This is a genomic window from Plantactinospora sp. CA-294935, from assembly GCF_050936445.1.
Classification (GTDB): domain Bacteria; phylum Actinomycetota; class Actinomycetes; order Mycobacteriales; family Micromonosporaceae; genus Plantactinospora.
In genome coordinates this window covers 2,823,129-2,842,063 of the sequence record NZ_JBNJMU010000001.1, presented here as the reverse complement: position 1 = coordinate 2,842,063, position 18,935 = coordinate 2,823,129, and the positions used below count along the sequence as shown (strand labels likewise).

At 67.0% G+C, this 18,935-nt stretch carries 19 protein-coding genes; 10 read left to right on the top strand and 9 right to left on the bottom strand.

The features are described from left to right. Positions 1 to 217 precede the first annotated feature (217 nt). From ACQEVC_RS12745 to ACQEVC_RS12725, 5 genes are all read right to left on the bottom strand, one after another. Positions 218 to 745, bottom strand: a complete 528-nt coding sequence (locus tag ACQEVC_RS12745) for a DUF6244 family protein (RefSeq protein WP_432876544.1) — start codon at positions 743 to 745, stop codon at positions 218 to 220. Positions 746 to 1,417: 672 nt separating this feature from the next. Then, positions 1,418 to 2,029, bottom strand: a complete 612-nt coding sequence (locus tag ACQEVC_RS12740; protein ID WP_432876542.1) for a GNAT family N-acetyltransferase — start codon at positions 2,027 to 2,029, stop codon at positions 1,418 to 1,420. Then, positions 2,026 to 3,546: an APC family permease gene (locus ACQEVC_RS12735; protein WP_432876540.1), complete on the bottom strand. Its 1,521-nt coding sequence runs from the start codon at positions 3,544 to 3,546 to the stop codon at positions 2,026 to 2,028. Before ACQEVC_RS12735 ends, ACQEVC_RS12740 begins: the two co-directional genes overlap by 4 nt. Positions 3,547 to 3,591: 45 nt before the next feature. Beyond that, on the bottom strand, positions 3,592 to 4,221 hold the full coding sequence (locus ACQEVC_RS12730) for a GOLPH3/VPS74 family protein (protein WP_432876538.1): 630 nt from the start codon (positions 4,219 to 4,221) through the stop codon (positions 3,592 to 3,594). Between the two features lie 563 nt (positions 4,222 to 4,784). After that, positions 4,785 to 5,018 (bottom strand): helix-turn-helix transcriptional regulator, encoded by a 234-nt coding sequence (locus tag ACQEVC_RS12725; RefSeq protein ID WP_432876536.1) that lies wholly within the window; start codon positions 5,016 to 5,018, stop codon positions 4,785 to 4,787. A 261-nt stretch (positions 5,019 to 5,279) separates the two neighbouring features. Here ACQEVC_RS12725 and ACQEVC_RS12720 point away from each other — a divergent pair, with 261 nt between their 5' ends. From ACQEVC_RS12720 to ACQEVC_RS12680, 9 genes are all read left to right on the top strand, one after another. Next, positions 5,280 to 6,398, top strand: coding sequence for a radical SAM protein (locus tag ACQEVC_RS12720; RefSeq protein WP_432876534.1), 1,119 nt, complete (start codon positions 5,280 to 5,282; stop codon positions 6,396 to 6,398). Continuing rightward, the gene (locus tag ACQEVC_RS12715) at positions 6,398 to 8,542 is read left to right on the top strand and encodes a hypothetical protein (protein ID WP_432876532.1); all 2,145 of its coding nucleotides are present in this window, start codon (positions 6,398 to 6,400) and stop codon (positions 8,540 to 8,542) included. The genes ACQEVC_RS12720 and ACQEVC_RS12715 overlap by 1 nt, the downstream gene beginning before the upstream one ends. Continuing rightward, complete coding sequence (locus ACQEVC_RS12710) at positions 8,539 to 9,591, top strand: enolase C-terminal domain-like protein (RefSeq protein WP_432876530.1); 1,053 nt, start codon at positions 8,539 to 8,541, stop codon at positions 9,589 to 9,591. The genes ACQEVC_RS12715 and ACQEVC_RS12710 overlap by 4 nt, the downstream gene beginning before the upstream one ends. Continuing rightward, positions 9,591 to 10,085 carry a hypothetical protein gene (locus ACQEVC_RS12705; RefSeq protein WP_432876528.1) on the top strand — a complete coding sequence of 165 codons (495 nt, stop codon included), beginning with the start codon at positions 9,591 to 9,593 and terminating at the stop codon, positions 10,083 to 10,085. Before ACQEVC_RS12710 ends, ACQEVC_RS12705 begins: the two co-directional genes overlap by 1 nt. A gap of 19 nt (positions 10,086 to 10,104) precedes the next feature. After that, positions 10,105 to 10,740, top strand: a complete 636-nt coding sequence (locus ACQEVC_RS12700; RefSeq protein ID WP_432876526.1) for an HAD family hydrolase — start codon at positions 10,105 to 10,107, stop codon at positions 10,738 to 10,740. Beyond that, positions 10,737 to 11,528 carry a class I SAM-dependent methyltransferase gene (locus ACQEVC_RS12695; RefSeq protein WP_432876524.1) on the top strand — a complete coding sequence of 264 codons (792 nt, stop codon included), beginning with the start codon at positions 10,737 to 10,739 and terminating at the stop codon, positions 11,526 to 11,528. Before ACQEVC_RS12700 ends, ACQEVC_RS12695 begins: the two co-directional genes overlap by 4 nt. Continuing rightward, on the top strand, positions 11,525 to 12,322 hold the full coding sequence (locus ACQEVC_RS12690) for a creatininase family protein (RefSeq protein WP_432876522.1): 798 nt from the start codon (positions 11,525 to 11,527) through the stop codon (positions 12,320 to 12,322). The genes ACQEVC_RS12695 and ACQEVC_RS12690 overlap by 4 nt, the downstream gene beginning before the upstream one ends. A 16-nt stretch (positions 12,323 to 12,338) precedes the next feature. Continuing rightward, a complete protein-coding gene (locus tag ACQEVC_RS12685) occupies positions 12,339 to 13,091 on the top strand; it encodes a phytanoyl-CoA dioxygenase family protein (protein WP_432876520.1) in 753 nt (250 codons plus the stop codon). Positions 13,092 to 13,356: 265 nt separating this feature from the next. Beyond that, positions 13,357 to 13,953, top strand: coding sequence for an L-threonylcarbamoyladenylate synthase (locus ACQEVC_RS12680; protein WP_432876518.1), 597 nt, complete (start codon positions 13,357 to 13,359; stop codon positions 13,951 to 13,953). Between the two features lie 26 nt (positions 13,954 to 13,979). Here the strand turns inward: ACQEVC_RS12680 and ACQEVC_RS12675 are convergent, their stop codons facing one another. From ACQEVC_RS12675 to ACQEVC_RS12665, 3 genes are all read right to left on the bottom strand, one after another. Beyond that, positions 13,980 to 14,471, bottom strand: coding sequence for a PPC domain-containing DNA-binding protein (locus ACQEVC_RS12675; RefSeq protein ID WP_432876516.1), 492 nt, complete (start codon positions 14,469 to 14,471; stop codon positions 13,980 to 13,982). A gap of 2 nt (positions 14,472 to 14,473) precedes the next feature. Beyond that, positions 14,474 to 15,499 (bottom strand): asparaginase, encoded by a 1,026-nt coding sequence (locus ACQEVC_RS12670; RefSeq protein ID WP_432876514.1) that lies wholly within the window; start codon positions 15,497 to 15,499, stop codon positions 14,474 to 14,476. Positions 15,500 to 15,561: 62 nt separating this feature from the next. After that, on the bottom strand, positions 15,562 to 17,022 hold the full coding sequence (locus ACQEVC_RS12665) for a helix-turn-helix domain-containing protein (protein WP_432876512.1): 1,461 nt from the start codon (positions 17,020 to 17,022) through the stop codon (positions 15,562 to 15,564). An 830-nt stretch (positions 17,023 to 17,852) separates the two neighbouring features. On the opposite strand from ACQEVC_RS12665, the gene ACQEVC_RS12660 reads away from it, so the two are divergent. Then, positions 17,853 to 18,035, top strand: coding sequence for a hypothetical protein (locus ACQEVC_RS12660; protein ID WP_432876510.1), 183 nt, complete (start codon positions 17,853 to 17,855; stop codon positions 18,033 to 18,035). A gap of 672 nt (positions 18,036 to 18,707) precedes the next feature. Here the strand turns inward: ACQEVC_RS12660 and ACQEVC_RS12655 are convergent. Continuing rightward, positions 18,708 to 18,896, bottom strand: a complete 189-nt coding sequence (locus ACQEVC_RS12655; protein WP_432876508.1) for a hypothetical protein — start codon at positions 18,894 to 18,896, stop codon at positions 18,708 to 18,710. Positions 18,897 to 18,935: the final 39 nt, after the last annotated feature.

The window sequence follows — 18,935 nt, the reverse complement described above, 5'->3', positions numbered from 1 at the left end:
CCGATTGGCCGAGTCCGCTGCCCGGGATGCGACGCGCCCGCAGGTGTCGCCGCTCCCACCTGGCGAGGACCGAAGCACCACGAGGTTGACGAGTAGGTGGTCAACGACCAACTACCGTTGCCAACGGACGCGGCGTTACCTGCGGCAGGGACTGTCGAGGCCGGATCGCCGGTGACGGTAGAGGTGGGGCTGGCCGGTGTTAGACCGCCAGCCCTGGTCAGTTTCCCAATGACCCCAGCTGCCGCGCCTCAACGATCGCCTCATCGACGAACTGCCGGGCCATAGCGGTCCGCTGACCCACCTGTGCCAGAACCTGTTTGATGCTTTCCAGTGCCGACAGCATCGGTCCGGGCTCCCCGCCCTGGAGGGCCACCGTGACAAGTTGCTGTGCCTCCGCGACCTGGGCGATGATTCCAGCTATCGTGTCCCGGGCTCCGGCCACCGTACTCTGTACGGGCGTCAGCCCGGCGATCGTCTCCGCAGGGGATACCCCTTGCGGGACGGCCGTGGCCGCCTTCACCGCTTCGCCCATCAGCCCGTCGAGTTCGCCCAGACGAGCCTGGACTCCCGCAATCGCGTTCCGTACCCGGGACATGCCCGCACCGACGGCGACGAAGCCGGAGCCAGCGGCCCGCATGGCTATCTCTCGGGCGTGATTGTCGGCGGCGGCTGCTTGGCCCTGGGCCCGCTCGACGCCTGCCGACAGGGCACGCAGTTCGCCGGCGATTTTCTCGATGTTTGACACGTAGCCGAGTCCTCAATCGATAGCGATGTCGGTGCAGGGTGAAACTACCGGGCGCACCGTGGCACCACCAGGCTTGGTGGGATGCGTAGCCAACGGCGGCATTGGCGTTGACGGGGCGGATGGCGGGTCACGGCGACCGGTATCGGTGTCGCCGTTCGGTGCTTCGAGCTGCATACCCAATTACTGATGTAGCCGTGGAGTGCGAGCGGTCCAGACTGCGCCGGCCCACTCGGCGTGGGTACACGGGTACCATACCCATCGATGCCACAGGTTCATGCAGCCGATGCAGGTTCCGTCAGCACTGGCTGTGTGGATGGCGGAGACTTTGAAGACCTGTGCCATGAACGGTTCACGAGCGTTGGCGGAGTCTGCAGGCGTTTCCTCGTGTTCTGGGAACTCCTTGCGTACCTCGTGGCGGCTTGTCGGTGCGGTGACCGAGATAGTCATCATCGGAGGTTGCCTTTCCTCGTCGGAAGGTTCTGTAGGTGGTGTACGTCGCCGGGGGCAGTCCAGTGCTCTCGCGACCGGCGTGCTTGTCGGGTGGTGGGACACAATCGATTGTTACGGCGCACTACAGGTAGCGACCGTGGCGAACCCCGAGCACGTTGTGGCCGCGGTGTGTACGTGGTGGTTGATAGACACCCCCTGATCTGGCTGTTCGGGTCCTCCGATTCAACTTGCGGGTTCGGTACCAGTGAGTCGGGCGGGTCGCCACATCGAGTAGAAGGCGCTGTAGTTGGGGAGCAGGAAGCGCTCGCGTTCGATGTACCCCTGTCTGGCGTAGAGGTCGCGGCTGCCGGTGCTGCTGGCTTCGAGGTAGGCGGGCATGCCGATGCGGTCGAGCCGGGCGTGGTGGTGTCGCAGGAGTGCGGTTCCGCGACCGGTGCACTGCTTGTCTGGTGTGACGGCCAGGAACGCCAGGTGGTGGTGCGGTTCGGTGGGATGGTGGGCGTCGAACAGCTTGTCGAGGGTGGTGAATCGTTCGGTGTACGGGCCGCAGGCTGCGGCGAGGCGGCGGTCGTACTCGGCGGGTGGGGGTATCAGGGCGGAGCGGTCGAACCACACCGCAGCGGCGCTGCGGTCGTCGAGGACGTGGACCTCGCCGTAGAAGAAGGCATGTTCGACCAGGATGCGGAAGTTCGCCGTGAGTACGCTGTGCCGCTGTTCTGGGTCGGGGACGAGCCAGGCGACGGGATCGAGGTGCTGGAACGCCTGAGCGATGAGTGCGGCGATGGCGTCGCCTTCGCGGTACGTGGCGCGCCTGACCAGCGGGAGGGTGGTCACCGGGTGACCTCCTGGCCGGAGATGGCGAGGTGCCGCCCCGTCGTGGTCGACGCGGTGGCGGCGCGGGCGCCGAGGCCGATGGTGGCGTACACGTCGGGGCGGGTGTGCTGGAGGATGAGTCCCCAGGCGGTGCCGAGGGCGGCGGCGGTGAGGTAGCCGGTCGGGACGGCCCAGGCGAGGATGTGCCCGTCGGGGACGCCGAGCAGGGTGGGCAAGTTGCCGATGGCCAGCACGACGACCACGGTCAGGGTGAGGGTGGCGGCGGTGGGGGCGATGAGGCGCAGGCACACGGGTTCGTCGTACGGGTGGCGGACGAAGAAGGCGACCACGGCGATGCTCGTGGCGGTGATGAGGAGCAGCACGCCGAGCCCGCCCGACGTGCCGGCCCAGAAGAACAGGTGGATGAGCGGATCCCAGCCGGCGATCGCGTAGATGGCAATCACGGTGACGCCTATGGCGCTTTGCCACAGCGAGGCGGTGCGGGGCGCGCCGCTGCGTCGGGAGACGCGACCGAACGCGGCGGGCAGGACCCGTTCGCGGCCGAGGGCGAACATGTAGCGCGCGGTGGTGTTGTGGAAGGAGATCATCGCGGCGGCGATGCTCGTGACGAACAGGGCGTGTCCGATGTCCACCAAGGTGGGGCCGAGGTGGGTGGCCGCTTGATGGAAGATGACCTCGGTGCCTTCGGCGCGGGCCACCTCGACGATGCGGTCCGGACCGGTGGCGACGCTCATCGCCCAGGCGGACAGGGCGTAGAGGACCGCGATCCCGGCGACGGACAGGTAGGTGGCGGTCCGTACCGTGCGGTGCGGGTCGCGGGACTCCTCGGAGAAGACCACCGCGGCTTCGAAACCGATAAACCCGAGCACGGCCAGGGCGAGGATCGCGCCGACACCGGGGGCGAACAGGTTCCCCAACGAGAGGGTCTCCACGCTCAACTGGCCGCCGGCGGGGTGGACCAGGCTGCCGATGTTGTAGATCATGATGATGGCGACCTCGGCGAGCAAGAGCACAGCGAGCACGCGGCCGTTGAGGTCGATGCGCCGTACGCCGAGGGCGGCGGTGATTGCCCAGACGGCCAGGGCGATGGTCCACCACGGCGGCGTGATGCCGAACCATTGGTCGAGCAGGGGTTGGGTGGCCGCGCCGATGGCCCCGTACAGGCCGACCTGCAGCGCGTTGTAGGCCAGCAGGGCGACCCAGGCGGCGCCGACACCGATCGGCCGGCCGAGGCCCTGAGCGATGTAGGAGTAGAAGGCTCCCGCGTTGGCCAGGTGTCGGGCCATGGTGACGTAGCCGATGGAGAACAGGCCCAGGACGAGCCCGACGATAAGGAAGGCGAGGGGAATCCCGGTCAAGCCGGTGGTGGCGTAGCCGGTGGTGATGACCCCGGCGACCACGGTGAGCGGCGTCGCCGCGCTCATGACGAAGAAGACCACGGCGGGCACGCCGAGGCGGTCAGCGGCCAGGGTGGCCGTCACCGGACTGGTACGGCCCGGCGGGGCGGACAAGGGCATCGAAGGCTCCAGATCTTGAGGGGTCACAGGTACTGCCGGGACGGATCAGGTGCGGTAGGCCAGCACTGATTCGCCAACGGCGGCTTGGGCCTGCGTGAGCAGTTCACGCAGGGGCGGCGCGGTGGTGGCGATCAGATGCCGCAGGTAGCCGCGACTGGCGGTGGGGGCGTCCAGCAACAGGTCTTCATCAAGACCCGTCGCGGCAGCCAAGCCCGCGAGGAAGGCGTCCGCCTGACTCATCGGCGCCTGATCCCGCAGCTGGAGCGACAGTCGTGCGGCGGGCCAGTGGGCTTGGTTCCAGTCGACCGGTACCCACCGCACGCCGTTCGGGCGAAGTAGCCGCCGCGACTCCTTCCGCCGGACGTGCCCTGCACGCCACAACCGCTGCGCCACCTGGTCCACCGCGTCATGTGCGAGGAAATCGAGCCAGATCCGTACGGTGGTGTGCTGCGGCTGGGCAACAAGCTGCTCGAGGACGGTGTGTCCCAGGACATCGGCCGGCGGAGCCTTGTTTACGACCCAGAGTCGTCCGTCGCTCGCGTTGATCTTCCCCGCCCAGGCCAGCTCGGCGAGTAGAGCCGCCGCCAGACCGAGACCGGCCGCCCGCCCGTTCAATCGCGACTTTCCCGACACGTCGTCATGGGCGAGGCGCCAGAAGTCGTCAGCGAGTTGCACGGGATGTCACCTCCATCGACAGGCAGACGCAGTCGAACCTCGACAGCCAGCAGCTCTTCGGGTGAGGCCGCAGAGCGTGGGTACTTCTTCAGAACGCCCGCATGCGTTCCGAACGTCATCGACGATCGCGCGTGCAGCGGTGAGGGTCGAGACTGTGCATGCGGACAGTCGGGTTGTCCGCACCATCCGTGGCCGCTGGCGTGTGGCCAACAAGCCGTAGCGGCGCCTGGCGCAGCGCGCCAGGCGCTGGTTGTCAGGTCTGAGCGTCACCTTGCCGGCGCCTTGAGGCTGGATGCGGAGCCCGACGATCTGATCGCGGTGGTAACCAGATGGCGAATGGGCAGAGTGGAGTAGCCGATGGAGCCGGCTTGTCCAAGTCCCAGATACTCAGAGTTCAGCCGCATCCGCACGATCTGCGCGACGCCCCGTCGTACGGCGTTCAGGTCGGGTACGGGGCCGTCTTCGGGAAGATCGTACGCGTCCAGCACCCGACGCGGCGCCGGAAGGTGCGACGTGACAGTCGTCTCGCTCGACAGCGCTCGTGCCGCTGTTGAAGCCCTTGTCTATCGCCGATCCGAGTTCCATACGCCGAGGACGGTGCCACATCGCTGGGCGAGGTCTCGGTTGACCTTGCGTTCGCCCTTCTCAATCTTTCCGATCAGGTCGCCGCTGACATGAACCAGCCGGCCGAGCGATTGTTGGAATAGCGCTCGCTCAACCCGGTACTGGCGGAGCCGGGCGCCAAACAGGTACGCGGCCGACAGGTGCGGCTGCAACGGGCGGGGCTTCTGTCCCACAAGCGCCTCCCACCGGCCAAGCTACCGGGGCGCATTGGGTAGCCGTCGATAGATCTGAGTAGTAGCAGCCCGAGTAATTCTTTGGACAGCCATTCGATCATCGGACACGGGTCCGCGCCGTTTATGGCATGCGGACAAGGTAGCTGTCCGCATGCGGAGCGTTGTGCGTGGCGCCGTAGTCCGAATGAATTGATGCACCTGTACTGCTCCACAGAGAGCCGCAGGGACCTCCCGGCTCAACGTGCGGACAAAGGAGCGATCGTGTCGGTCACCCCCAACCCCACACTGGCCGATGGCGCACTCATCACCGTTGAACAGCTCGAACGATGCGCGATGCGGCACTCCGTGCCCGTCGAGGACGCGCTCCTGATGGCCGTCAACCTGTACGGGATCTCGTCCGACCAGGATCGGCATCGCGCTCGGCTCTCCGTCCGGCTCACGAGGCAGCCGCAGGTGTCGTGGCAGGTGATCGTGCCGCTCAACGCCGACGTGTCGCCGTTCAAGCTGCACGACGGGGACCTCACGCTACAGGGAAAGCTCGTTGCTCGCGTCGAGCGGATTGACGCGGACGAGGCGGTGGGCGGTTACTTCCGCCGGGGTGGGCGCGCCGCGACCCTGAACCCGAACGCCCGTAGCCGCTGCACCGGGTGCGCGTTCTGCCCCAACACCTTAGAGGCGGCGGCCGATCCCCGGCTGGCCGAGGACCGAGGGCTGGACGAACTACTCGCGGCACTGGTCGAGCAGCACCCCCGTCGAGACCTCACAGAGCTGCGGGAGGTAACGGTTTCGACCGGCTGCTTCGAACGCGAACCTGCCGCGGTGCGGCATCTGCTCGGGCTGCGGGCCGCGCTTGCCCGACACGGAATCTCGGCTCGGATCGGGCTCTTGACGTCGGTCATCCGCAGCTTCGATGCCTTCCAGGAGTTGGCCGCTGGCGTGGCGCCATTCGTGCTTCGACTGACGGCGGAGTGTTTCACCCGGCGCGACTTGCTGCTCAAGGCGAGCAAGGCCGAAGTGTCCAGGGCCGAGATGCCTGGCGTTCTCGCCCGAGCGCGCCAGGCCGGCTTGGATGCGTCGTACACCTATATCGTCGGTCTCGATCCGCTGACCGACCTGGTCGCTGGGATCACCGAGCTTACCCGGTACATCACAGACTTTCCGAACTTTCAGGTGTACCAGGCACATAACTCGATCATGGCCGGCTTGCGGTCGCCGGGAGCGACCGACCTGGAGTTCTATCTGGAGGCCCGGCGTGCCATAGAGGCAGTCATCGGGCCGACAGGTCTCCGACCGGCGGCGTGGGAGTGCTACCGGCCGCTGTGGTATTTCACCTTCAACGGCGAGGCGCTACTCGACGCCTCGGCTCCGGGGGCGGCGTGATGACGGATTTCGCACAGCTGGCCGACGCCCTCTGGCGCGCTGTCACATATGTAAGCGTGGCTCAGCTCCACCTGGAGTCGAACCCGTTGCTGACCGAACCGCTGGTCCCCGAACAGGTCAAGAACCGTCCGTCGGGACACTGGGGCACGGTGCCGGGCGTCGCGTTCGTCCTGAGCCACGTGATGCTGGCAGGAGCGAGCATCGATGACGAACTCGTGCCAATAATCGGTGCTGGCCACGCCGGCGTCGCCCAAGTCGCGATGGCCTGGCTCACCGGCGATCTTGCCAGGGTACGGCCCCGCTTCAGCGCGGACGCCGAGGGTCTTTCCCGGCTCGCCGCCGCATTTCCCGACCTCGACGGACTCGGTGCCGAGGTGTCCCCGTCGTTACCAGGCGGCTGGTACCTCGGCGGACAGATCGGCGGCGCGCTCGCCTTCGCTCAGGGCGCGGCGCTCGACGCCCCCGATCGGATCCTGGTCCCGGTGCTCGGCGACGGCGAGTGCGAGACGCCGGCAACGGCGGCAGCATGGCTGACCGGCCGCGCGCTGGCCGATCGTACCCGGCTGATGCCCATCATCCAGGTCAACGGCTTTCGCATGGGGAGCCGGTCGCTCCTCGGAGCGATGGACGATGACGCACTGCGTGGGTACGCCACTGGGGTGGGTTGGCGGTCGAGCGTCGTCCACCTCAACGCGGCGGACTTCGGGGAACACCAGAGCTTTCGCGCGGCGCTCGTCGCAGCGGTCGCCGCGACCCGGGAGCAGCTTCCGACAGCGATATTCCTCCGGTGCACCAAGGGATGGAGCGGCCCGACGGAACTGGCGGCGCGCCCGCTCCTGGGCACCCCACTCACCCACAAGACGCCCCTCACGGACCCCCGGCGACACCCGGACCAGCTGGCCACGCTTCGGCAGTGGCTTGCCTCGTACCGCCCGGCGGAGCTCTTCACCGCCAGCGGGACCGCGACGGGTGCACTGGCCGAGGCCGTCCAGGTCGTAAAGGGTCGTGTGCGATCACACCGCACGGCGCGACACTCCTCAGCCGGTGAGCCTCCGGCACCTGTCCGATACGGCAGCTTCGCCGACGCGGTGACCGCTGTACTCCGGAAGCACGCCAGCGACGGAGACTTCCATCTATTCAGTCCCGACGAACTGGCATCGAACCGACTGGGCGACCTTGCCGAGGAGCCTTGGGCTACCGAGGTGCTCGCGGAGGAGGTCCTGCTGAGCTGGCTCGCTGGCTGGACCGCCACAGGCCGCCGCGGTTTGCTCGTGTCGTACGAAGCTTTCGCCCCACTGCTGCTGACCGGACTCGTCCAACTGCTCAAGCAGTACCGGGTCATGGCGGCATCGGAGAAGAGACCGAGCCTGAACCTGTTGCTCACCTCGTACGGGTGGCACAACACCTACACCCACGGCGACCCGTCGTTGACGACAGCCCTGCTGGCGACACAAGACCCGGCAGTACGGGTGCTGACCCCCGCAGATCCGAGTCGGCTCGCACTGGTCCTCGACCGCGCGCTCTACTCGGTCGGTCAGGTAAACGTCATTCTCGCGGGCAAGCACCCCACCGACGAGCAACCGCTGGAAACCGTCGAGCAGGAGTGCGCTCGCGGTCTGGCGGTCTGGCCGCACATCAGCGACGACGGCGAGCCGGACCTTGTTTTTCTCGCTGCTGGCGACCTGCCCGCAACGATCGTCCGCCCGGCGGCAGTGGCCCTTGGGCGACGCGGGGACCTCCGGGTCCGGGTCGTCGGCGTGCAGGACTTGACCACCCTCGGAGACCCGGCGATCTGGCCATCTGGGCTGTCAGGTGCCGAGATGCGGCACTACTTCGGTGCTACCGCGCCACTTGTCATCGCGACGCTCGGCCACTCTGCGGCAGTTTGGGGTCTGATTGAGGACCGACTGCGCCGACCGGTGAGGGTGATTGGGTGGTGTGAACCGGCTGGGCCAATGTCGCAGCACCGGCTGGCGGAGGCCGCCGGAATGGACGTGGCCGGACTATCCGCGGCGGCGGAACGCCTGCTGACGGCAAGCTGGGCCAGGGAAGACCGACGAGCCCTGGCAGCGGACGGACACACCCGTAAGGCGCGAACAACCACCCCTGCACCGGCCGAGCCTGTGGACGGAATCTCCGCATGAACCAGCCTCGAATCGAGAACATCGAAATCATCGACTACTCGGATCTGGTGGGGTCGGGCGATGACGCGTACCTCGTCGCGGTGCATGCCGACGGACATGCCGGCTGGTACGGGCCGGTGAGCGGCCCAGCCGCAGCGCTGCTTGATACCTGCGTCGCGTCATCGGCGATCGGTGCTTCCGTTGTTGACCATGACGGTCTGTCGGCCCGGTTACAGCGCGGCCTGGGTGCACCGCTCGGAGCCGTGGCCTCATGGGCGATAGGTGCGCTGGACTGCGCGGTTTGGGATCTTCATGGCCGATTGGAAGGAAGGCCCGTCTCGGTGCTCCTCGGGGCGTCCGGCGACCGGGCTGCGGTACCGGCGTACGCCTCGTGGTTACGCCTCGATGTCAGTGTCGGGTCCACCGCGCGTCTGGTTCGGCGCGTCGCCAACCAGGGATGGCGGTCGACCAAGTGGAGCCTTCGACCGGACCCGCAACTGGATGTCGAGGCCGACGCCAAGCGGTTGGCGCTAGTCGTCCAACAGGTCAGCGAGGCCGCAGGCGCGCCGGTTGCCTTCGATGCGCTCTGGGCATGGGATGAGGCGCTGATGCTGCGTTTTAGCGAGTTGGTAGACCCCGCCTGGTTGGTCTGGCTGGAGGAACCGCTGGACACGTATGACATGGAGGGCTACGGGCTCCTGGCTGCCTCGCCTCCGCCGCTGGCGCTGGGTGAGCGCTTGCGCTTGGGCGACGACCCAACCCCGTTATTGGGCCTGAGGGCGCTGAGCGCGTTCACGCTCGACGTGGTCGGCTGTGGTGGTCTCACCGCAGCGTTGTCCTTGCTGAGGCAGGCGATCGCCGCCGGCGTACCGGTGTACCCGCACGGGCGGTCCCTCGTTCCGGCCGTGCATCTGGCCGCCGCGTTCCCTGACAACGTGGTGGCGGTTGAGTACCAGATGCAGTGGGAACCGCGGCGGCAACTCCTGTTCACCGATCCAATCCGGTACGACGCCGGTCGACTCCTCGTACCCGAGGCGCCGGGCCTTGGTCTCATACCCAGGAGGCATTGATGCCAGCGAGCGCTACCAACGTGGCCATTGCCGGATGGGTCAGTCACGCCGAGGGTAGGTCGCAGCTCGTGCTCGCCGAGCGGCTCGGCGGCCACGACACCTTCCTCACGGGCGTACTCCAACTCGGTGATCGGCGGGTCGCCGTACGGATCATCACGCTCGACGACGTGACGGTACTGCGTCCGGTTGCCCCGGAGACGTTCGCCGACCTGGCGGCAACCTGCTCTGGGGTACTGCACCTACCGCATGGCAGCCGACGGCGCGCGATACCCGCCGATCTGGCAGCGGCAGCATCCCGGCATCAGCGGGCGCTCGATCACCTCGACGACGCTGAACTTCGCTACGCGCTGACGTTCCTCGAAGAGGCAACCACGAGTCATATCCGGCAGGCCCGCATCGATGCGATCGTCGCCGCGATCCCTGTGGATGCGCGGGCTGGGCAGGCGACTGACGAAGCGGCACGATCGAGGCAGGGGTCCGCAAATGTCGGCTGACTCACCAGCACTCGTCACCATGGACGTCGGTGGCACCCTGGGCATCGCTGAGCGCCCCGGGATTACCGCCGCGCTCGTGGCCGCGTCCCCGCTGGGCGCCCGTGACGCCGTCCGCCTGCTGCGGCAGCGGCTGCACACCGCGCCGGCAATCACTGACCAGCTTGTTAACGAGATATGCCGGGCTCTCCGCATACCACCTACTGAATTTCCCCGCGACACCGCCGCCGCCCCACTCCGTCTATTCGCTGAGGTGCCGCAGGCGCTCGAACGGATCAGCGCCGTTCGCCCGGTGGTGACCCTGTCGAACGTCACCTGCATCGAGGCAGAGTCGGACCGATTGAAATCGATGTTGTCGCCGTGGGTGACCGATCACTTCCCGTCTTGTCGTATCGGCTATGCCAAACCCGACCGTCGCGCCTTCCAGGTAGTCGCATCTCAGTGGGGCCTGCACACGCGTCAAATGGTGCATATCGGGGATCACTGGGAGTGTGACATTCTCGGTGCTGTCCACGCTGGGGCGCGCGCCATCTGGATTTCCAGAGGCCGTGCACTGCCCGAAGCAAACCGGCTCGTTAGGTCGAACGTGCTGGTGGCAGCCGATCTTGGTGCTGCTGCGGAACACGTGCGTGACCTGTGTATGAGGAGGCCTCGATGAGTACGTTCGCCGGAACCGTGGAGCATTACCGCAGGTACCGCCCCGGGATCCCAGCAGATGTCGCCGACGTCCTGGCCGCAGCGGTGCCGAAGCGTCGCCTGCGACGCCTGCTGGACTTGGGGACCGGCACGGGCTTGGTCGTCGAGGCGTTGCTCCCTCACTTCGACGACATCCTCGCCATCGACACCGACGCCGACATGTTGGCCGCGGCCGAAACGGCGCTCAGGCCGCAGGTGCCGAGCGGAACCCGGATGGTCCTGCAACGCTGTGCCGCTGAAGAGTTCACGCCGCCAGACGACTGGCGCGCCGACCTTGTGACCATCTGTCGCGCCTTCCACTGGCTTGACCAGGCTGGGGTACTACGGCGACTGGACGACCAAGTGGCTCCAGAGGGCGCTGTTGCGATCTTCGGAGACAACAGCTTCTGGGCAGCGGGCAGTCCCTGGAAGTCTGCGATCCGTGAGGTCATCCAGGACTTCCTGGGCGAGGAGCGCCGCGCTGGCGCTGGGGTATTCCGTCACCACGACCGGCCCTACAGCGAAATCATGCAGGAATCAACCTTCAACGACGTCCAAGAGATACGCGTGGCGGTCCATCGAGTTTGGTCGGCGGAGAGCATCCTGGGCTACCTCTACTCCACCTCATTTGCCGCGCCCCACCTGTTTGGTGACCGCCTTCCGGAGTTCGAGGCCGCCGTCCATCGCACGCTGGCCAGGTTCAGCGACGACGACACCTTTGACGAGAACAACGAGTTTCTTATCCGCATCGGCCGCCGGAGCCGGCAATGACCACGCAAAATCGCGAGGTCGGACGGCTCGCTACCGATGAGATCCGCTCCGCGCTGACGGAGACATCGGTGCTCTGCCTGCCCATCGGCTCCTACGAGCAGCATGGACCGCACCTCCCCCTGTCCACCGACACCGTGATCGCGGAGCAGTTCACCAACAGGCTGGTCCGCCGGTACGGCGAGAGCCATGACCTGTGGGCGCTGCCGGCTATCCCTTACGGACTCTCACCCGAGCACACCTGGGCACCCGGCACGATCACCCTGCCAGTCTCGGTCTTCACGAACCTTCTGGACGCGGTCTGCGCCGAATATGCTCGTTCCACGAATGTTCGCAACCTTCTCATGGTCAACGGACATGGCGGAAACCGGGGAATTCTCGAGGCCGTCGTCTACGAACTGCGTCAGCGCCACCGGGTCAACGTCTGCGTCCTACACCCCAGCTCGATGGCAATCGTCCGGGCCGGCGGAGAATCGCCGGATATCCACGCGGGGCTGCGAGAAACCTCGATGATGCTGGCGTTGTCCCCGCAGGACGTGCGCCTGGCTCGGCTGCCAGGAGACTACGTTCCCGACCCGAACCACGCTGCTGACATCCGCCGGCTCGTCCTCGACCGCGGGTGCACCTGGCCCTGGGACTCGGACGATCCCTCAATGAGCCAGCTCGGGATTATTGGCGGAGACGCCCGGCAGGCGTCCGCCGAACTCGGTGAGCAGATAATCTCCAGGGCCCTCGATCGGTGCTCCGATGTCATCCTGCGCCTGACCAAGGCAAACCCGTTGCCGCCAGTATCGTGACCCCTTGGAGGCTTCCATGTCCGCCGCCATCACCCCACAGGAAATGACTCAATTCGTCCGAGAAGGCATCGTGATTCGGCGAAACTTCGTGGCTTCCGAACTCATTAACCGGGCTCGGAGGATGATTGATGGCTGGTACCACGGCAAGATGCAGTCAGACCTTATCGAGTCATATACGCAGCGGACGTTCGCGCCCGAGCTGGGGACGCACCCAGACGTACTTGCCCTGTTTCACAGATCCGGCATCTCCGACTTGGTGGCCTCGCTCGTTGCGGAAACGCAGCCGGTCTCGACGACCCAGATTCAGATCCGTATCCCCGACATCCACGGTGCAACCCAGTCGCCGAAGGCTATGCATGTAGACGGGGTGGCCTGCCCCCATCTCGATCCGGCCGAACTGCGTACCTTCACGCTCCTGGTCGGGGTCGTGTTGTCCGAGATCACGGACCGAGACAGCGGCGCACTGCGCTACGTGCCAGGTGGACACCTGCGCATGGCGGAGTGGTTCCGTACGGAGTGGTCAGTCGGCATGACTGACCAGGTTCCGCCGAACATCGACGACGAAGAAGGCACACCGTTGCTCGGACAGCCGGGGGACGTACTGCTGATGCACCACCTTGTCCCGCACGCTGTCGGCCGCAACACGTCAACGACGCCGCGCGTGATGGCGTACTTCCGGGTAGCGCACGCCCGCCACGCTCACCAGCGACTCGAGGCGCTGCGCGACCCGTGGCTGGAGTACACACCGCTGCAGCCACTCGCGACCTGACCTCGCCGACCAGAATCCTCTTCTGTACTTGCTTCTCGGGGCTCAGATCGCCCTACGGTGATCGGCTCTGGGCCGGCCGGAGCGCAACTCGCTGCCCTCGACGGGATGGCAGCGACCGTACGAGGGAGCCGGCCCGCTGGACCGGCTGCGGCGTCCATGTGCTGGCGACCGGTGACGGCAGCTTATCCCGATCATGGAATTCGGCTGACCGGAGATCCGAATGCGTGTTGTATCCCCACCCGAACTTGACCTCGCGAGGCGGGCCGTGGAGGCCGGCGAGCTGGTCATCATGCCGACGAGTCGGTGGTACATGATCTGCTGTGACGCGGGCGATGCGGATGCCTGTGCCCGGATCTTCGCCGCCAAGCAGCGGCCAATCGCGAAGTCGATGGTCCTGGTCGCCCCGTCGATGGACGCCGTACGGCAGCACTTCCGCCTGACCGCGGAGGCGGAGCTTCTGGCTGATGCACTTTGGCCAGGGGATATGGCGTTGCTGCTTCCATGGCGCGACGCATCAGACGGATCGCGATACTGCATGGTTGGTACACCCTGGGCCCTGGTTACCTATGCCCCTGGCCTGCTGGGCGAACTGGCGGCGAGGGCATCGTGTCTGATCGCCGCCACGACGGCCAACCTCTCCGTCATGGACGCCCCCGGACCGTCCATCAACCTTGCCGAAGTCCGGGAGTTCATCGCGAAGTCCGGGGCTGGTGTGTCGGTTGCGGTCGACGGAGGGATTTGCCCCACGGCCAACCATCTGACAATAGTGCGCTGCGCAGACGATCGAACGGAACTGGTCCGTGAGGGTGTCGTGCACACCCGTGCGGTCATGGCCGCCCTACACCGCCCTGCCCAGGCTTGAGGAGGCGTCTCGCTACCTCGCGCCTATCACTGTCGCGTCGTAAGTGGTTGGGACGGTGGGCCGAACGTGAGCAGCGGGACGTCGTACAGGTCAGGCTCGCGAGGCCGGGTGATCGGCGGGTCGAGAACCTCGACCAGGAGCATCTCGGTCAGGAACTGGACCCGGGCGGCCAGCAGGTGGCTGGTGTGCGCCGTGGCCGAATGCTCCTTGAGGCCTGCCGAGACATGAATGTGCGGCAGGATCCGATTCTCGTCCGGATCGTAGGCCAGGGTGCCGCAGCCCATCGCCTCGACGTTGGTCAGCTGTACCTTCGACCAGACCGGCGCGTCCGGGTTCTCCAGCCTTTGGCAGCTACCGACGATGTCGACCTCGCGAAAACCGGCGAGGAACATCGGAATGTAGCCGTACCGGATGCCCTCGGTACGGCAAACCTGCTCGAGGGTGGGGAAGAAGTCCTCGCCGTGATCGAAGGCAACGCCGATGGTCCTCCCAGTCCGCAATGCCGCCGTTCGAGCCATCCTCACCCCACCTCGCCGACGGGTGCCTCGCCGGCACCGATTGTCTCGAACGCCTTTGCGACCTCGCCTCGGTCGGCGCTGGCAGCCAGCAGTAGGTGCAGGAGCACCCGCGCCTTGTAGCAGTCCAGGGTGCCAGCGCTGATCAGCCCGCGGGCGAGTAGATCCGACTCGGAACCAGCAAAGCCGTAGGTGCTGGTGAGCACAGGCCCGGCGCCGGTGCGGGAGGCCAGCACGACGGGCATCGTGTCGGCCAACTCGGTCAGTACCGGCACCGTGGCGGCTGGTACGTGACCCACGCCGAAACCGGCCACGACAAGCCCGTCCAAACCGGCAGCCGCATGGTGCAGCGTTTCGCCGTCGTCTCCGAGGACGACCGGCAGCACCGCGGTGCGTACCGCCTTCGGTTGTGGCATGTTCAGCGCGAGCGGGTGCCGTGCGGGCCGAGCGAGAACGCGCGGTTGGCCTTCGGCGACCAGGCCGACCGGGCCGGTGTCGGGCGAGGCGAATGCCGCCGGGCTGGTGGTGTGGGTCTTGCGGACCCACCGGGCCGCGTGGATCTCGTCGCCCAGCACGACCAGGCAGCCCAGCCGCCGCAGGGCCGGGGCGGCGGCGACGGTCACCGCCGCCAGTAGGTTCGCTGGCCCGTCCGCGCCAGCCATCGTCGGGTTACGCATAGCGCCCGTGATCACCAGCGGCGCGTCGCAGGCCCACAGCAGGTCCAGCACGAATGAGGTTTCCTCGATGGTGTCCGTGCCCTGTGTCACGACCACCCCGTCGATGCCGTCGTCTACAGCGCCCTTGGCGGCGGAGGCCAGGGCGATGAGGTCGTCGAAGCCCAGCGAGGCGCCGGGCAACTTGCGGAAGTCGTGCACCTGGACGGTTATGCCGGTGTCGGCCAGGCCGGGGACGGCGGCCACCAGGTCTGCGGCGTTCAACGCGGGCACGACGCCGCCGTTCTTACCGCTGGTCATGGCGATCGTGCCGCCCAGCGAGAACACGGCCACTCGGCGGTCAGCGCGCTGGTTCACCCGTCAACCTCCCCACAGCGAATTGACACGCACCCTACGCGGCCGGTGGCTCGGCCGGGCCGCTACCTCGGCTGGACGGCGAGGAAGCGGCACGCCGTCTCAATGCCGGTGTGGGACAGCAGTCGGCTGCGCGGCCGGATCAGACCGGTGACACCGGCGGCGGAGATCTGTGCTGCTCGCGCCGTTAGCCATGTCCAGTCGAGGCTCAGGTAGTCGGCCAGGCGTTGTAGCCGGTCAGTCGGCGCGTCCGCCGAGATGATGCTGGCCGCCTGGCCGAAGCGAAGAGCGTCGCGGTAGGAGCCGACTGCGGGACGGCCAGCGATGACGGTGGCGTGCCAAACGCGGTCGGCGCGCAGCCAGTTGGCGACGATCACGGTGCCGTCGGGCGTCAGGACGAAGCCTTCGACTGCGGAGTAATCGGGTTCGGTGCAGACGTGCACAGCTACACCCATCGCCTCCATAAGCGCTGCGGCCAGCAAGAGCAGCACTCGTTCGGCGCGCGGACCGGTGACCGCGGTGGCCTCAGGCAAGCAGAAAACCCGACCCATCGGCCCGGTACGGTCCTTGTACCGGGCCCGGAGCGTACGCAGGTAGTCGATCTTGTGACCGAACAGCAACCACGTCGCGGCCTCCTCGCCACGCTGCTCACGGGTCCAGAACAGTGGCGGGCCGGGTGGGGCGCCGACGTGGGCGCTGATGAACCTGGCGCACGCGTACGAGCCAAGCCAGGCCTGGGCGATCTGGGTCAGATCATCCGTGGGCAGGGCATCGGCACCGCGAGCGGCCCCGCTGGGCCTGAACCTGTCCAACGTCTCGGCCAAGAGTTGGTCATCATTCAGAAGTGCGTCGTCCAGGGTCCGGGAGGCCCACAGGATGCCGATGGTGAAGTCGTCGAGCAGGTACGCGAGCGGGATAGCGACGCCGCCCTCGGCTCGTGACCTCCGGCGCGCGTCGACGGCGTAGAAACGCGGCTGATCGCCGTCGAGATCCTGTGCAACCAGCAGGTCCCCGGGACGTGCGGCAACGCTCGGCGGCGTCGCCGCGGTCAGATGATCCGGCCTGCGCGCCACCGGTTCCGTTAGCCAGGCATTCAGCGACGTCGCGGCGAACATGCGGCCGGCGGGCAAGCGGAGCGTCCAAGGATCCCCTTGGATCTCCGCCCTGGACGATTGCCGATCGGCGGGAAATGTGGAAGCCACCAAGTCCACGAGCTGGTGCTTGTCCGGCTGAGTCGTCGGTGGTTGCACAAGAAATCGATCGCGCCGTCGTTCTCTCTCAAGAAGCGGCATGAGGGTGATCAGAGCTTCGTTCGTGTCCAGCACGACATCACAACGCCTGGCGAAGTCGGCGCTTGGCCACCGCTGTGCCTTTTCGATCTTGGCGATGAGGTCGCCACTGGCGTGAATCAGCCGCCCCAAGGCGTCCTGAGAAAGCTCACGTCGCAGCCGCCAACGCCGAAGCTCCGCGCCGAACCGATGGCGCGCTGAAGCCTCCGGCGTCAGCGGCCTCGCCACCTGCGCCATCGCCATCACCCTTCGTCATCGCGATGCGTGACCGGTCAGGCACCGAACATACCGGTAGTTAGGGTCGGTCGCCGCAATCATTCGGTGGTCCAGTCTGTGCCCATCAGGCCCTGCCCACTTCACGTTGGTGTGAGCTCCGGCGCTGCTTTCGTCTCATCTGACCCCACGCGGGTGGGGGACTGCTCGGTCACCCCACCGCACCTTGTCGGGTTATACGTCGTTGTGAACGCGCGCAGTCGCAGTCGTGCAGCCACCGTGTCGACGAACCAGGCGCAGTAGTCGTCGTCGGAGTTCAGTGCGGGTTGGACTGCGGCGCGCCACTCGTCGCGGTCGCGGACCTCGAGGTACCGGTCGAGGATCTGTTGCCGTTGGTCGTCGGTGCATCCGGACTGCTCCGGTGGGTGCTGCACCAGGTCGTCGGCGATGACCGCAGCGTCGAGGTACCGGTGCAGGTCCGGGGTTTGCAGGGGAGGTGCTCGGCGTGTGCGGCGAGGACGAGTCGGGCCGGTGGGTAGTGCTCGAGGGTTATGCCCATGCCGTTGCACCAGGTCATGACCCTGAGCAGACGGCCGGTGTGGTCGATCAGGTCGTCAACCGGTCGACGGGCCACGGACGGGAACGGGATTTGTCATCGCGAGTACGGTCAACGGCGCGTGACCGGAGAGCGGCATGGACGGCCACCCCCTCATCCGCGGCGGATTAATCATGGAGCGGGTGGCGGCGTACCAGTCAGCGAACCTGCGGCGTGCCGAGTGCTCGGCCGGTCGACCGGACACCCGCACCTGACGTGCAGCCGGCAGCTCGGGTCTCGCCGCTGCCGCCGGCACGCGGTGGCTGATCTGCTGGGCGCGGTGGGCGGCGCGTACCGGCGGGCACGGGTAGTGCTGTCCGGCGCAGAGCAGGCTCGCGCATCGGGTCGGCTGTCCCTGCTGGGGCTGATGGACGGCGATGACTCTGGCGGCCATACGCCAGAGCAGTACGTCCGCGACGTCCTGCGGGACGCTCTGACCTGAATCGTAGGTGGTGCTCCCGAAACCCAGGGCGGTGTTCCCGGCGGTCATGTTCGATCTCCTCGCGTCGACGACATCCGCAGGGCCGTCGTCGAGGCCGCATCGGCAGGACTGCGGCCAGGCTTCGACGCCGGCCAGGACGATCCACGCTCACCTCTCGCCGGGGATCAAGTCGTCCGGAGCGCTCGGCCCGATGTCGTCGCCCCTACCTCCCAAACGGGGTTTGTCAGACGTAGCGAACACTTGGCGATCTGACACGGGTCTCACAGCGGCAACCGCCCGCGAGGCTCATACCACACCACCCTCACAGGAGTTGATCTTTAGATTGACGACCCCGAATCAATCGATATGTTTGAGCTGTCCTGTCAGAGATCACAGCGGCCACGTAGGGCTTACCTGCGGGCGGGCCGGTGGCATCTGACAGGGCGCTCACAGCGTTCCGACAAGGCGGCGGGCCCGCGCTGTCAGCACGGAAGAACCCGGCAGGCCGGTGTGACCGGCGGCGCCTGCGGGCAGGCACCAGGAGAACCACTCTCGGTAGCCGATGCGGCAGGCGGCCACGTCCGAGTCGGGCACCTGACCTGGTCTGACAGACCGTATACGCCGCCTGCGGTTACGCTGCGCATCTGTCAGTGGCGGCCCGAGCAGATGAGTCCTCAGCGTTGTCAGATGGTGTCAGATCGGCAAGTGTTCGCTACGTCTGACAAAGCCCGATTGGTAGATGCGGGAGACGCGGAGCAGCGCGGTCGGATGTCGGTCGTCGCGGAGCTCGACCGGGGCCGCCGAGGCGCCGAGGCAGGCGCAGGCATGCAAGGTCGGTGGCATCGGGTGGCGGGCCGGTACGGCCGTCGCGACGTCGGTCATTCGGCCCCCCGGGGGCATCCGGTCCTCTGGACGCCTTTG

Bases quoted from the DNA above. Each gene is read 5' to 3' on its own strand.
- ACQEVC_RS12735 (WP_432876540.1), bottom strand. From the start codon at position 3,546: ATGCCCTTGTCCGCCCCGCCGGGCCGTACCAGTCCGGTGACGGCCACC.
- ACQEVC_RS12715 (WP_432876532.1), top strand. From the start codon at position 6,398: ATGACGGATTTCGCACAGCTGGCCGACGCCCTCTGGCGCGCTGTCACA.
- ACQEVC_RS12710 (WP_432876530.1), top strand. From the start codon at position 8,539: ATGAACCAGCCTCGAATCGAGAACATCGAAATCATCGACTACTCGGAT.
- ACQEVC_RS12705 (WP_432876528.1), top strand. From the start codon at position 9,591: ATGCCAGCGAGCGCTACCAACGTGGCCATTGCCGGATGGGTCAGTCAC.
- ACQEVC_RS12700 (WP_432876526.1), top strand. From the start codon at position 10,105: ATGGACGTCGGTGGCACCCTGGGCATCGCTGAGCGCCCCGGGATTACC.
- ACQEVC_RS12695 (WP_432876524.1), top strand. From the start codon at position 10,737: ATGAGTACGTTCGCCGGAACCGTGGAGCATTACCGCAGGTACCGCCCC.
- ACQEVC_RS12690 (WP_432876522.1), top strand. From the start codon at position 11,525: ATGACCACGCAAAATCGCGAGGTCGGACGGCTCGCTACCGATGAGATC.
- ACQEVC_RS12685 (WP_432876520.1), top strand. From the start codon at position 12,339: ATGTCCGCCGCCATCACCCCACAGGAAATGACTCAATTCGTCCGAGAA.
- ACQEVC_RS12675 (WP_432876516.1), bottom strand. From the start codon at position 14,471: ATGGCTCGAACGGCGGCATTGCGGACTGGGAGGACCATCGGCGTTGCC.
- ACQEVC_RS12665 (WP_432876512.1), bottom strand. From the start codon at position 17,022: ATGGCGCAGGTGGCGAGGCCGCTGACGCCGGAGGCTTCAGCGCGCCAT.
- ACQEVC_RS12655 (WP_432876508.1), bottom strand. From the start codon at position 18,896: ATGACCGACGTCGCGACGGCCGTACCGGCCCGCCACCCGATGCCACCG.